Origin of the sequence: Pseudoalteromonas sp. SR44-8, from assembly GCF_014163635.1 — a bacterium.
Taxonomy (GTDB): Bacteria; Pseudomonadota; Gammaproteobacteria; order Enterobacterales; family Alteromonadaceae; genus Pseudoalteromonas; species Pseudoalteromonas rhizosphaerae.
Window position 1 is genome coordinate 40,568 of the sequence record NZ_JACJDS010000024.1, and the last position, 14,094, is coordinate 54,661.

Consider the following 14,094-nt stretch of genomic DNA (forward strand, 5'->3'; position numbering starts at 1 on the left):
ATGGCGCTTACTAAAGCCGACATAGCTGAACACCTATTTGAAAAATTGGGGATCAATAAAAAGGATGCCAAAGATTTAGTTGAAGCGTTTTTTGAAGAAATCCGCTCAGCGCTTGAAAAAGGCGAGCAGGTTAAGCTCTCTGGATTTGGTAACTTTGATCTTCGTGACAAGAAAGAAAGGCCTGGCCGTAATCCGAAAACTGGGGAAGATATCCCTATTTCGGCACGACGCGTCGTCACCTTTCGACCAGGTCAAAAGCTCAAAACTCGTGTTGAAGTTGGTACGAGCAAATAAATTAAAAAAGGCAGCGTCAGCTGCCTTTTTCTTTTCTATAAACTAAGTTTGAACACGATTAAAAATCCCGTGGTGAAACAAACTGCCCAGCTTGAATACTGTCGTAGGTTTGCTGTGCGAGGGTATCTAATCCGCTGAGACTTTTTCCTGTTGCTGTGAGTTGCTGCTCAATCGGGAATATTTCAACATTGGTTATCCCAGAAAGCTGTGCAATTTTTGCAAAAGTATAGGCATGCTTATATTTTTCCTGTTTATAAAATAAACTGATCAATGAGGTGTAAATCTCGGGGTTTGGAGTTTGTTCAGCTTTGTTTAGCTCTAACGTTTTATACAGTAAGTCTATGGTCTTATCTTCATCAAACTTAATATAATAACTGGCTAAGAAAAACTGGATTTCAGCGTCCTCAGTGACACTAGGATCGTTTTCAAGCGCAAGTAATTTAGTCAGGGCTGATTGGTCATTATTGCGAGACCAATGATAATACAACAACCCAGGGTGGTTAGTATTTTTGGTATCTTGAAATAACCGCGTCATTTCCTTGATACTGGTTAAATGTGCTTCAACGCGGGAGGTGGTTTTTTCTTTTAATTTGATATGTTCAATTTTTGCCGCCAGCGATACGCATTGATCGTATTTTTCAAAACCTTTTAATAATAAATATTTGTTATTATCAGTCGGTTGTTTGTATTCATGGTAACGCGCCATGATCACATCAGCACGTTGGGCTTTACAGTGACTATCTTTATTTAAATCATTACATAAACCTGGGGTTTCTTTACACACCTGTGCAAGTGTCAACGGTTCTTCACACCCAGTTAATGCCAACAAACTCAGTAAAACACTTGCTCTTAGTAACATCCCTTAACCTCACCTTAATAATTACCTTGTTATTCTAGCGTAATGAATTGCTCTCTAACAGTGGAGAATAAAGTTAGTTTAAATTAGAATAGCGAAGCCCACTGAGGCGTGTTGCTCTCAAAACTCAATACGTCTTATGGCTATCCGTTCAAAAATTGTTTAATTAGGTAAATAAAATGACCTCATCTCACGAGTTAGAATACACAAATAGTTGGCAAGAACGCCAAGATTACGCAGAAAGCATGCAACCTATCATTGGAAAGCTTTATCGTAATCGTGGTATTGAAATCGCGGTATATGGCCGTCCTCTCGTCAATGCCAGTACAATTGATATCATCAAATCTCACAAAACAGTGGCGCAGTTTGAAGGCACTAAACTTCGTTTACGTGAAAGCTTTCCGTTTTTAGAAGCTATTAGCAAAATGGATTTAAACTCTGCACGTATCGATATTGGTAAACTGGCTTATGGTTATTTATTTAACGATGTTGCAAATGGTCGTTCTATCGAAGAGTATTTAAACGACGAGTTAGCTGAAATTGTAAACTCACAAGCCAAAGAGCCACGCGATGTGGTGTTATATGGTTTTGGTCGTATCGGTCGTTTACTAGCGCGTTTGTTAATTGAAAAATCAGGTCCTTATGCGGATTTACGCTTACGTGCAATCGTTGTTCGTGGTGGTAAAGACGGCGACCTTGAAAAGCGTGCTAGCCTATTACGTCGTGATTCAATTCATGGTCCTTTTAATGGTTCAATCACCATTGATAAAGAACGTAATGCAATAAAAGCCAATGGTAGCTACATTCAGGTGATCTATGCTAACTCTCCAGATGAAATTGACTACACAGCATATGGTATTGAAAACGCATTGATCGTTGATAATACGGGGATCTGGAAAGATGAAGCTGGCCTTGGCTTACATTTAAAATCAAAAGGCGCTGCAAAAGTACTATTAACAGCACCGGCGAAAGGCAATATCAAAAACATCGTATATGGTGTTAATAACCACGATATCAAACCGGAAGATAAAATTGTTTGTGCAGCAAGCTGTACTACCAACGCAATCACACCAACATTAAAAGCACTTAATGATAAGTTTGGTATTAACAATGGTCACGTTGAAACAGTTCACTCGTACACTAATGACCAAAATTTGATTGATAACTACCACAAAGCAGATCGTCGTGGCCGTGCCGCAGCACTTAATATGGTGATCACTGAGACTGGCGCAGCTAAAGCCGTTTCAAAAGCATTACCAGAACTTGAAGGCAAATTAACGGGTAACGCAATCCGTGTACCTACACCGAATGTGTCTCTGGCTATTTTGAACTTAAACCTTGCGACCAGCACCACGGTTGAGGAGTTAAACTCGTTCTTACGCCATGCTGCTCTGCATTCAGAGTTACGCGACCAAATTGATTACACGGCCTCTACTGAGATTGTGTCTACCGATTTAGTCGGCAGTCGTTATGCGGGTGTGGTTGATTCAACCGCCACTATCGTTGATGACAACCGTATTGTACTTTATGTTTGGTATGATAATGAGTTTGGTTACAGCTGCCAAGTTGTGCGTTGTATGCGCGATATGGCCGAGGTTTCATTCCCAAGCTTGCCACGTTAATTGGTAATAGCTTAAAAATCTTTACAAAAAGCCAGCATTCGCTGGCTTTTTTAGTCATGAATGTTTTTTCAAAACCCAAGCCATGTGGTAGGCTGTCTCCAGTTTGCTACATTTTAATAACAATGCGCCCATTATAGTGGGCGTTATTTAATTTCTAACTAACAAGCGATAAGTTAGCGATTAATTTTTCATATATAGGTTTAATAAAATGAAAATCACCAGTAATTTTGACAGTGGCAATATCAAGGTCATTGCCGCGACCGATCCACTTAATATTCAGCTTGAGATCAATAAAGATCATTTATCTGATTTTTTTCAGTGGTTCCATTTCCGTTTAGAAACAACACCTTTTCAAAGCCATAAATTACATATCAATAACCTTGAAAATTCAGCTTACCCTGACGGCTGGGAAGGTTATCAGGCTGTTGCATCGTATGATCGCCAAACCTGGTTTCGTGTTCCTTCAAACTATGCTGATGGCACGTTATCATTTGAGATTGAGCCAGAATGTGGCTGTGTTTATTTTGCTTACTTTGCGCCATATAGCTACGAGCGTCACTTAGATCTAATCACATGGGCACAAAGCCAAGAAGCCTGTCAGCTTGAAACCTTAGGTGAAACACTTGATGGCCGTGATATGAGCGTACTGCGTATTGGTGGCGAAAGTGATGAAAATAAGAAAACAATTTGGATAACAGCCCGTCAACATCCAGGCGAAACGATGGCCGAATGGTTTGTTGAAGGTGTATTACATAAGTTATTAGATGATGAAGATCCACATGCAGCAGCATTGTTATCAAAAGCGGTATTTTATATTGTACCCAATATGAATCCTGATGGTAGTGCTCGTGGGCATTTACGTACTAACGCAAAAGGAGTTAACTTAAATCGTGAATGGCAAACTCCAAGCATGGAAAATAGCCCTGAAGTATATTTAGTGCTAAATAAAATGCGTGAGACCGGTGTTGATATGCACCTTGATATTCACGGAGATGAAGCGATTCCATATAACTTTGTAGCCGGTAGTGAAGGTATCCCAAGCTATGATGCGCGCTTAAAAGACTTAGAAGACAGTTTTAAAGCGGCATTGCACATAGTGACTCCTGAGTTTCAAGATATCCACGGTTACCCGAAAGATGAGCCAGGTCAAGCCAATCTAACGGTGGGGTCATCAGCTGTTGCAGAAGAATTTAAAGCGCTTGCTTACACGGTTGAAATGCCATTTAAAGATAACGATGGTTTACCAGATCCTGATTATGGCTGGTCAGATCGCCGTTCATATCAATTTGGCCAAGACACCTTGGCTGCGATTGTTAACGTAGTAGATAAATTAAGATAACGTGTTTGTTACTAAGGGCATCATTCATATCGATGCCCTTAGTTTTTTTTATCGCGATGAATGGCATTAGCGACGCTAATAAAGCGATGATATTTGCTTAATGTGTTACTTAAATCTTTTCCAAGCTCTGTTCGAGCCGTATCTTTAAGTTACCTACATAAAACCATGTAGGGTTAATTAAATTTTAAAAGTAGTTATTTTGAAAATTAAGTGTTAACAAACTTAGAACGTTTAAGTTAATATTCAAAAAGTTGCAGGGGAGGTAGTAATGTTGTTACCTTATTTCCCATAGCCATATGTCGCGCATTCTGATTAGCTACAGCAGAGTATCGTAACTAGAAAATAATAAATATAACTATAGAGGATATCCATGGAAGCTTTTGTAAGCGCTGTTAATGATGTTGTTTGGAGTAACGCACTCATCTATTTATGCCTAGGCGCAGGCTTGTTCTATTCTGTATTAACCCGATTTGCTCAAGTTAGACATTTTAAAGAAATGTGCAAATTACTATTTAGCCCTAACACCTCAGATAAAGGGATCTCATCTTTTCAAGCATTGGCTGTGTCGTTATCTGGACGAGTAGGGGTTGGTAATATAGCCGGTGTAGCGGCAGCTATTGGTTTTGGTGGCCCAGGTGCTATTTTTTGGATGTGGGTTGTGGCTTTTTTAGGGGCAAGTACAGCGTACGCCGAATCAACATTAGGGCAAATTTATAAAACAGAAGAAGATGGCCAATATCGCGGCGGCCCAGCATATTATTTTGATCGCTGTTTAGAACAAAAATGGCTGGCGATTTTATTTGCCGTGTCGGCAATTATTGCATGTGGTGTTTTTCTGCCGGGCGTGCAAGCCAATGCTGTTGGCAACGCGTTTACCCAAGTGTTTGGTGATGGCACTATGGTCTCAACGAGTTTTGGTGAAGTCGGTAGCTTTAAATTGGTTGCTTTGGCAATTATTCTTATTGTTTTAGCGTTTATTATCTTCGGTGGTATTAAGCGTATTGCTAACTTTACTCAAATTGTGGTGCCATTTATGGCGTTAGGCTACATAGTATTAGCTTTAATCGTGGTATTTTTAAATATCGATAAAGTACCTGATATCTTCTCTTTAATCATAACAGATGCGTTTACCGCACAGGCCGGTTTTGGTGCCGCTATTGGTTGGGGTGTAAAACGTGGTATTTATTCTAACGAAGCTGGTCAAGGTACCGGACCGCATGCAGCTGCAGCGGCCGAAGTTGATCACCCAGCCCAACAAGGTTTAGTGCAAGCTTTTTCTGTTTATGTTGATACTATTTTTGTTTGTACTGCGACAGCATTAATGATTTTAATTACACAGCAATACAATGTAGTGGGTGAATTACCAGCAGGGCAATTTATTGTACAAAACGTTGATGCTGCAACTGAAGTTGGTTCAGCTGCTTTCACGCAAATGGCTTTATTCAGCGTGTTTGGTGGTTTTGGTGAAGCATTTGTTGGTATTGCATTGTTCTTCTTCGCTTTTACTACAATACTTGCTTATTACTATATTGCTGAAACCAATATTGCATATTTAAATCGTTATTTTAAAGGCACTATTCCGCTTGTGATGGTGAAATTTGTGATTATGTTTATGGTGTCATATGGCATGGTAAACAGCTCTGGTTATATCTGGAGTATTGGTGACATTGGTGTGGGTTTAATGGCTTGGATAAATATATTGGGCATTTTATCAATATTCTTTGTGGCTAGACCTGCGCTATTATGTTTGCGCGATTACGAAGATCAGAAGAAAAAAGGTGGGGATATCACATTTGACCCTGTTAAGTTAGGGATCAAAAACGCTACTTTTTGGGAAAAGCGTCTCGCAAAACAATCAAAAGACTCTCAGTTATAGGATTGAGTGGCGTAATCAGACATGTTTTGGTTATTGTAAAAATTAGATACTCGTTGTTTTTCGGATCTCAGCTATTGGCTGCAATTGAAAAAAGACAACGACAAATAAAACACGTACAATAAAGGGCGCCGCAAGGCGCCTTTTTTATGCGTAGATTTTTATGCGAAGTATGGAGAAAGATATGGCAATTGTTCGTTGTCCTAGTTGTAATAAGTCAATATCCGATAAACACCAACAGTGCCCTCACTGTGAGAATAATGTAGCGCAGCTTGATGATGAACAACGTCAACAGCTAGCGCGCGAAAAACGCATTCAAAAACAACAAATGTTTATGAATCATTCTTTTTTTGCTCTACTGATATTTTTAGGTGGTTTCTTTAGTTTATACTTTTTACATCCAGAACCTGAAACTCCATCGTGGTACGCATGCACCGCAGCCATTGCAATCGGTTGTATTTGGTATTTAATAAACCGCGTTATTTTAGTGACTTTAAAAAAGAAAAAATGACATGAACATCGATAATCTCGTAAAAACAATTACCCCAGAATTATTCGAACGCCTTCAGTATGGTGCAGCAACAGGTAAGTGGCCTGATGGCACGGTACTCAGTGACGAGCAAAAGCAGCAGACAGTGCAATTAGTTATGCTTTACCAAGCAAAAGTAGCGCAAACAAATGAGCAATTCACCATAGGTTCTAATGGTGAAATGGTGCAAAAAACCAAAGCACAATTGCAAAAAGAATTTACCGCAGACAACGAAATAGCAAGGTTTAGTGAAAATGATCTTTAAACACCTTTTTACCCCGAAGTGGAAGCACCCAAAGCAACAAGTACGTTTAGAGGCAATTGAAAAGCTAGATGTAGAGCGTGATGCGACGATTTTAAATGCATTAGCTCTGGAAGATAGTTCAGCAGAGATCCGTAAAAAAGCGCTTAATAAAGTCAATGATTTAGTGTTGTGGTGGCAGGCGTATAAACAAGATCAAAGTTTAAAAGAATTAGCAGAACAGCATATATCAAATGCCGTACTGAGTGATGAAAGTAACTTATCTAGCCAAATTAAAAACGAATACATAGAGCGTTTTGCTCCAGTAAAAACACTTGAAAAACTTGCATTTGCAGAAAAAGAACTACAAGTAAGAGTGAAGCTATTAAAACGCTTGGCTAATCCTAAGTTAGTTGAAAAGGCGTTTAAAGAAGGTTCAAGCGAACTACAAGTAAACCTTGTTGAGCAAGTGATCACCCATCAATTAGTGAAAAACTTAGTTAAGCATGCACATGATGAGGCAAAAGTAGCCCTTGAGACGCATATAGAAAATGAGCGTTTAGCAATTGAAATACCATTAAAAGTACAAAATGATACTCGTGTTATCTTGGCAAAACTTAATGCATTACGTGAAAAGCAAGACTATGCGCTTGTTACTCAACAATATGGCGAACTTACTCAGCAATGGCAGGCACTTGATCTAACCTGGTTAAATCCAGAACAACGCGAGACGGTTGCAAATAAATACATCGTACTAACCGAAAAATTAAATGAGTTAGTTAGTCAATTACAAGCTGTGCATGAGCAACAACAACAACGGTTAGCTCAGCAGCAACGACAATTATTGGCGTTGGCAAATTTAGAAGCGTTAAGTGATGAAATTGAAAATGCGCTACAAGTTGGCTTAGAAACACCAGAGCAAATACAACAAGATTGGTTGGAAGCTAAAGTTGCACAAGCACAGGAAACACTGACACAAAGCGAACTGCAAGACGGCGGGCAAAAAAACCAAGTGACTGGCAGATTAACAAGTTTGTTTAAGCAAGTAGCTAAATTACCAGAGCTTAGTGAAGCGATCAGGGTTTTTAAAACTTCATTAAAAGAATTGAGCAGTATCAACACTGACGATATTGACCAAGCAAATTATGATGAGGCTAATCGCCAATTTAAGCAGACGTATAAAGCGGCGAATGCATCTCTAGCTCAGTTACCTAAGCCTTTACAAGGGCCTTTTAAAGCACAATTAAATGAGCAACAACAACGCTGGGATAAAGCTGTTGCACCTATTAGTGATAAATTAACGAAAAATCAGCAACAAGCTACTCGCAAAGGACGCGATGTTCAGCGCCTTATTGAACAAGGCCGTTTTAATGTTGCATTTGGTGTGTTTAAAGGCTTTATTGAGCTGTATGAAACGTTAACTCCAGTTAGTCAGCAAAGTCTTGAAAAAGTCAAAGCAGATCTTGAGCAGCAGTTAGAAAATGCTCGTGATTGGCAAAAGTATGCGTCTGCCCCTAAGCGTGAAGAGCTACTAACTGAAATTACCAGTTTGCTCAATCAACCTTGCACAGATCCCAAGGCGCGTGCAAACGAAGTGAAAACATTACGTCGTCGTTGGAATGAGCTTGGGCGTTTAGATACCGAGCAAGAGCAGGCGCAAGGTAAAGAGTTTGATGACAAGATAGAGCTATTATTTGTACCATGTCGTGAACATTTTGCGCAACTAGAACAACAGCGCGAAACGACGAAACTTGAACGCGAAGCGATTATCACTCAGATGAAATCATTGGCTGATACTGATACGACGAGTGATGAGTTTGATTGGAAAGAGTTTGAAAGCCAATACAATCGTATCAATAAAGTATGGCGTAATGCTGGTAATGTAGAGCCAAAAGTATACCGTGCTTTGCAAACACAATATAAAGCGCAGCAACAGCAAGTATTCAATGCGTTGAATGCGTTTCATAAAAGCAACGCGGCAGCAAAAAATGCACTAGTTGAACAAGCACAGCAATTATCAGTAAGTGAAGACTTAGCTGATGCTTGTCAGCAGCTCAAAGAGCTGCAACAGCAGTGGCAGGGAATAGGCTTTGCGGGTGTAAAAGCTGAAAATGCATTATGGCAAAAATTCCGTCAATGCAACGATGTGACATTTGCTAAACGCAGTGAAGAGTTTGCTCAGCATAAGCAGCAACAAGCCGCCGACAACGCAGTTATCGCAGCACAACTGAGTGAACTTGAAGACGCATTACCAGCGGTTAATCAAAAAGCACAATTACTTGATTTACGCACTAAGCTAATTGCGCTTGAAGGGAGCAAAGAACTAAATAACCGCATGCAAAAGCTATTAGCTAACATTGATGGTAAATTAGCCGTGCTGACAGAGCAAGCAGCACAGGCTGATTTTAGCGCTTTATTTAGTGCGCTTGAAAACCAGCAAGCAATCCCTGCACAATGGCAAGGGGGTGCTGATACGCATTTAACCATTACACAACTGATGCTAAGAATGGAAATTCTAGCTAATGTTGCCAGTCCTGAGGGAGCACCGCGTATGGCTGAGCAGGTTGCAATGCTTGACGATAAGCATCGCGGTGAACAAGCTGATCTACATTATTACTTAAAACAGTTATTGGCTCTGGGTCAAGGTTCAGTTGATGCTGACACACTAGGACGTTTAAAAGCGGTATTTAGCATTTAAATAATCTAGGGCGCTGTAGATTAAATAAAAGCCGCCGTTGTGCGGCTTTTATTTTTATTTGGTTTTGACGATAATATTATAGTAAAGGAAAAACAATGAAGTATATTTTATTAATTAGTTGCTTATTACTCTCTGCTTGTAACACCACGAACGGCGTATCGGTTTATTCATTTACTAGCAGTGAAATTGAAACAGCACTTAACCAGCAATTACCAAAACTTAGTGAAAAAGTCAGCTTGATGGGATTACCTGTACAGTTTAATGTGAATGATTTGAGCGTGAATGTCGGCCCTGATAATCGTGACGTAATCTTATTAGGTGCAGATTCTAGTGCTGTTATAAATGCTTTCGCACTTAAATACCCAGTGCGTTTAAAGCTGCAAATAGAAGGTGCGCCATTTTATGATAGTGAGAAAAAGGCGGTATTTTTACGGAATGTAAAATTGCTTGATTCAACTATCGACGCAGGCGGTTTTAAGGGAAACCTAGCGGTACTTGATGATGAAGCAATGAAAGTTATTAACGGATTTTTAGCTGTAAACCCAGTTTATAAACTAAATATGAATGACCCTAAGGTTGCGCTATTAAGTAAATTACCTTTAGATATGAAAGTAGAGCAGGGCGCAATTAAATTAGTACCTAGCATTTAAACTAATATTATTCAGATGGTTGAAGCCCTGCACGTACAGGGCTTTTTTGTATCTATAAGGTTATTATTAAATATTAGCACTATTACTGCGGCTTAATTTACAAGAGGAGGCACACGCTGTAAGGGCTGCTGTTTATAACCAGTCATCGAGATATAAATCAAAATAATAATTTTATAATATAGGTACAAGTTGTGTATTTAATCGACTATACTGATTGTTAGTTAATCACCATTAATTGCCTTCTTTATGGATAAAGAGCCTATTATGAAAAAATGTAACGTGATCTTCAATGCAACTCTAATAGCTGTATTCTCGGTTGTAGCTTTTGCTAATGAGCCCGATTTAAATTCTAATCCTTTTCTTGTAGAACCTTCAACACAACAGCAGGGCGCTCAGGTGTTTTCTTTTAAAGAAACGCCAATTGAACTGCACGAAAATGATAAAATTAATACAGCCCAAGATACAGGCTATTTACGGCTTGCTTTAGAGACTAAAAGCAATGGTTTTGCGTTAGTGGACACATCTCAGATCAAAGATATTGAAAAAGTGATTGCAGAGCACAAAAATGGCCATGAACTATTTCTGCGTAGTTTAAAACCTGAAATTATGGCGGCGCAATCAATCGCAGACCAAACTAATTTGTCGCAGCAATTTGCAGGCGATACAGTTAGCTTAGACAGTATCTTGTTACAGCAAGAGTTTATTACCTTTAGTAGAATGGTCGGTGGAAATTTTATTGCCGGTAGCGGCTGGGATCAGTTAACTCAGGTTGTCAAAAATGATACGTTTGGTACTGTGATTATAAAAATGTTTAGTTTTAGTCAAAGCAGTGGTGTATATATCGATGCGGACGCGGTGAATTATTATGTAAATAGCAATCCAGGGATCCTTTATGTACTTAAAGATAATAGCGATAATGTGTACACTAGTTTATCTTGGGCTGACGAAAATCAATCCTATTTCATTGGTATTGAAAAAAATATTAATGATATTGGTTTAAAATGGCGATTTGAAACGCTAATAACGTCGATGTAGTTGTATTATAAAGTGATCAAATGATTTTATGTAATTGCGAAAATATTAAACTGAACGTTCTTTTTTAAATAAAAGGATTGCATACTCTTTAGGTTAATTAAGCATGTTAAGTATATTTTTCAGCGCTGATAAAGTGAATAATAAACTACTTAACCTTAATAAATGACTATACTAATCTTATTGATTAATCCTCGTTTAAATAAAATCCTTAAAAACTGATTAATCAGCTTGGCCTATTTTAAAGAATAGGCTTATAATTTAGTTGAATCATATCTAATTTATAACTTTACAACTTAGTGAGTAAAAAATGAAAGAAGTTAAAGCTTTTATTAAATCAGCGAGTCTATCAGACTTAGAAAAAGCACAGGCATTACTTGGTGATGCGATTGCAAAATATACGCAGCAGCAGCAAGCTAAACAGGAAGTACTTGATCTGTTGAAAGAAAAAGGTCTTACTCTTGATGATCTTCAAGACGGTGCCAACGATAAACGCACAAAAGTAATGCCTAAATACCGTATTGAGTTTGAGGGTGAAATTGTTGAATGGACTGGCCGTGGTAAACGCCCTAAAGCATTCCAAGGTGTTGAACTTACCGACCACTTAGCTTAATACTGTAGGGGGTGTATACCCCCTCTTTATTTACAAAATAGTTTATTACTCCATTATTTTTTTGACCCCTTCGAAGTTGCTACTATGACGTATGTACTACGACCCTATCAACAAGAAGCGGTTGATCGCACAGTCGCTCATTTTCGTAAAACTTCAGATCCTGCTTTAATTGTATTACCTACGGGTGCAGGTAAAAGCTTGGTGATCGCTGAGTTAGCGCGAATTGCCAGAAAGAAAATTTTAGTACTTGCCCATGTCAAAGAGCTTGTTGAGCAAAATGCTGAAAAATATAAAAGCTTTGGTCTTCAGGCGAGTATTTTTTCTGCGGGTTTAAAACAAAAGTCATTGCTACATCAAGTAACGTTTGCCAGTATCCAATCGCTGTCACGCAATATTGAGCAACTTAACGAACATTATTCGTTAGTGATCATAGATGAATGTCACCGTGTCAGTGGTGAGCAAGATAGCCAGTACCAAAAAGTGATCGTTGCGCTAAAAGCATATAATCCGCAGTTAAAAGTACTTGGACTTACCGCTACGCCTTATCGTATGGGAATGGGCTGGGTTTATTATCGTCATTATCATGGTTTTGTTCGAGGCGATAAAGCGAGTCCATTTCGAGAATGTATTTTTGAACTACCACTGCGTTATATGATCAAGCATCATTATTTGACTGCACCAAAGGAAGTGGATGCGGCGATCAGTCATTATGATTTTTCTTCTTTACAAAGTGATTCATTCGGACGCTATACAGCCGATGATATGAACCAGTTACTAGAAAAGCATAGCAGAGCTACCAAAGCTATTATGCAGCAAGTTATTCAGTACAGCGAGCAACGCCAAGGGATCATGATTTTTGCTGCGACCGTACTGCATGCAAAAGAAGTCTATGGTTATTTGCCTGAACAACAAACGGCTTTGATCACCGGGGATACTCCTAACGCTGAACGTGACCGTATTATTATGGAATTTAAGCAGCGTCGACTAAAGTATTTAGTCAATGTATCTGTGCTCACCACCGGGTTTGATGCGCCTCATGTTGATTTTATTGCTATTTTACGCCCGACAGAGTCGGTTAGTTTATACCAACAAATTGTTGGTCGAGGCCTGCGTTTAAGCGAAGGGAAAACCGAGTGTTTGGTAATTGATTATGCAGGTAATGGCTTTGACTTATTTTACCCCGAAGTAGGAAGTAAAAAAGGCGATAGTGATAACGAGCCTGTACAAGTACTTTGCCCTGGTTGTGGTTTTGCCAATATATTTTGGGGAAAAACCGATACACAAGGTAAAGTGATTGAGCATTTTGGCCGTCGCTGCCAAGGTTTACTCGAAGATGATGATGGCTCAAAAGAGCAATGTGATTACCGTTTTCGCTTTAAAGAATGTGAAGCGTGTGGTGCGCAAAATGATATTGCCGCACGTCAGTGCCAGTCTTGCCATGAGGTAATGGCTGATCCTGATGATAAACTACGTGCTGCATTAAATTTAAAAGATGCATTGGTATTACGTTGCAGTGGTTTAAGTGTTGTTAGCCTTGCAAATAACGAACATATTATTAAAGTTACTTATTATGATGAAGATGGTGCTAGTTGCGATGAAATTTATGATTTCTCAAAGTCCGGCGCCCGTTATGCGTTTAATAAACAATTTGCTCAGCGTACTGCTAATAGTCAAACACCCACAGAATATAAGTCAGCTGGACAAGTTATTGCTAGACAGATGCAGCTTGTTGCACCGGATTTTGTTATTGCTAGAAAGAGTAAAAAATATGGCTGGAAGGTTGCCGATAAACTATTTGATTATCAAGGTAACTTTAGAAAGGCAAATCAGCTAAGCAATTAATAAGCTTAACTGATTTTAGACTTAGGCGTCGTCGCCATCCATTAATCCCCAGCCATCACCATAACCGTTATAGCCATTTGCAATACTTTCTAAATATTGCTCTGTTTGGCCAAGTAAAGTGTGATCTGGCACCATCTCGACCTGAGTTACCACTTCCCAAATACCCGTGTCTGTGCATTGCACTAATTCGGTGGCAGGGGAGAGTTCATCTTCGGCTATCGCGGTGGCAAACTTTTCGGCATCTACTTTTTGCTCAAATAAAATATAGAAATCAATTTTGTGCATCTGCGCCAAATCTATACCCGCAGCGGCGATTTCAGCTAAAAGTTGGCCATTGTCATCATCAGGAAAGTGCATTTAAAAACTCAATAAAATTATTTCAAATTAGTATCGACTATTGTAACCAAAATAAAGCACATAAGCGTACTAATTTTCACATTTGAGTTACTGCGTGAAGTCACTTCAATATGGTACTATTTCAATCATTATCGGTAAATTTTTTTAA

Annotated in this window: 13 protein-coding genes; 11 read left to right on the plus strand and 2 right to left on the minus strand. The window is 39.0% G+C overall.

The annotated features are described in order from the left end of the window. On the plus strand, positions 1-294 hold the full coding sequence (ihfA, locus tag H5183_RS13290; protein ID WP_016707763.1) for an integration host factor subunit alpha: 294 nt from the start codon (positions 1-3) through the stop codon (positions 292-294). A gap of 58 nt (positions 295-352) precedes the next feature. On the opposite strand, the gene H5183_RS13295 is transcribed toward ihfA, so the two are convergent. Next, on the minus strand, positions 353-1,153 hold the full coding sequence (locus H5183_RS13295; protein ID WP_145241594.1) for a DUF2989 domain-containing protein: 801 nt from the start codon (positions 1,151-1,153) through the stop codon (positions 353-355). Positions 1,154-1,329: 176 nt separating this feature from the next. On the opposite strand from H5183_RS13295, the gene H5183_RS13300 reads away from it, so the two are divergent. The 10 genes from H5183_RS13300 (at position 1,330) to H5183_RS13345 (ending at position 13,589) form a co-directional block, all read left to right on the plus strand. Continuing rightward, positions 1,330-2,772, plus strand: coding sequence for a glyceraldehyde-3-phosphate dehydrogenase (locus H5183_RS13300; protein WP_145241596.1), 1,443 nt, complete (start codon positions 1,330-1,332; stop codon positions 2,770-2,772). 208 nt (positions 2,773-2,980) lie between these two features. Then, a complete protein-coding gene (locus H5183_RS13305) occupies positions 2,981-4,111 on the plus strand; it encodes a carboxypeptidase family protein (RefSeq protein ID WP_182731902.1) in 1,131 nt (376 codons plus the stop codon). Between the two features lie 370 nt (positions 4,112-4,481). Next, complete coding sequence (locus H5183_RS13310) at positions 4,482-5,987, plus strand: sodium:alanine symporter family protein (protein WP_145241599.1); 1,506 nt, start codon at positions 4,482-4,484, stop codon at positions 5,985-5,987. Between the two features lie 181 nt (positions 5,988-6,168). Further along, a complete protein-coding gene (locus H5183_RS13315) occupies positions 6,169-6,495 on the plus strand; it encodes a hypothetical protein (protein ID WP_145241601.1) in 327 nt (108 codons plus the stop codon). A gap of 1 nt (position 6,496) precedes the next feature. Beyond that, the gene (locus H5183_RS13320; RefSeq protein WP_182731903.1) at positions 6,497-6,778 is read left to right on the plus strand and encodes a YeaC family protein; all 282 of its coding nucleotides are present in this window, start codon (positions 6,497-6,499) and stop codon (positions 6,776-6,778) included. Continuing rightward, positions 6,768-9,452: a DUF349 domain-containing protein gene (locus H5183_RS13325; RefSeq protein ID WP_182731904.1), complete on the plus strand. Its 2,685-nt coding sequence runs from the start codon at positions 6,768-6,770 to the stop codon at positions 9,450-9,452. Before H5183_RS13320 ends, H5183_RS13325 begins: the two co-directional genes overlap by 11 nt. Before the next feature lie 95 nt (positions 9,453-9,547). After that, positions 9,548-10,102, plus strand: coding sequence for a DUF1439 domain-containing protein (locus H5183_RS13330; RefSeq protein WP_182731905.1), 555 nt, complete (start codon positions 9,548-9,550; stop codon positions 10,100-10,102). A 264-nt stretch (positions 10,103-10,366) separates the two neighbouring features. Beyond that, on the plus strand, positions 10,367-11,137 hold the full coding sequence (locus H5183_RS13335) for a hypothetical protein (RefSeq protein ID WP_145241609.1): 771 nt from the start codon (positions 10,367-10,369) through the stop codon (positions 11,135-11,137). 307 nt (positions 11,138-11,444) lie between these two features. Further along, on the plus strand, positions 11,445-11,747 hold the full coding sequence (locus H5183_RS13340) for an H-NS family nucleoid-associated regulatory protein (RefSeq protein WP_145241611.1): 303 nt from the start codon (positions 11,445-11,447) through the stop codon (positions 11,745-11,747). An 84-nt stretch (positions 11,748-11,831) separates the two neighbouring features. After that, positions 11,832-13,589 carry a DEAD/DEAH box helicase gene (locus H5183_RS13345; protein ID WP_182731906.1) on the plus strand — a complete coding sequence of 586 codons (1,758 nt, stop codon included), beginning with the start codon at positions 11,832-11,834 and terminating at the stop codon, positions 13,587-13,589. Between the two features lie 21 nt (positions 13,590-13,610). Here H5183_RS13345 and H5183_RS13350 read toward each other — a convergent pair whose 3' ends face one another. Continuing rightward, on the minus strand, positions 13,611-13,946 hold the full coding sequence (locus tag H5183_RS13350) for a ribonuclease E inhibitor RraB (RefSeq protein WP_182731907.1): 336 nt from the start codon (positions 13,944-13,946) through the stop codon (positions 13,611-13,613). Between the last annotated feature and the right edge of the window lie 148 nt (positions 13,947-14,094).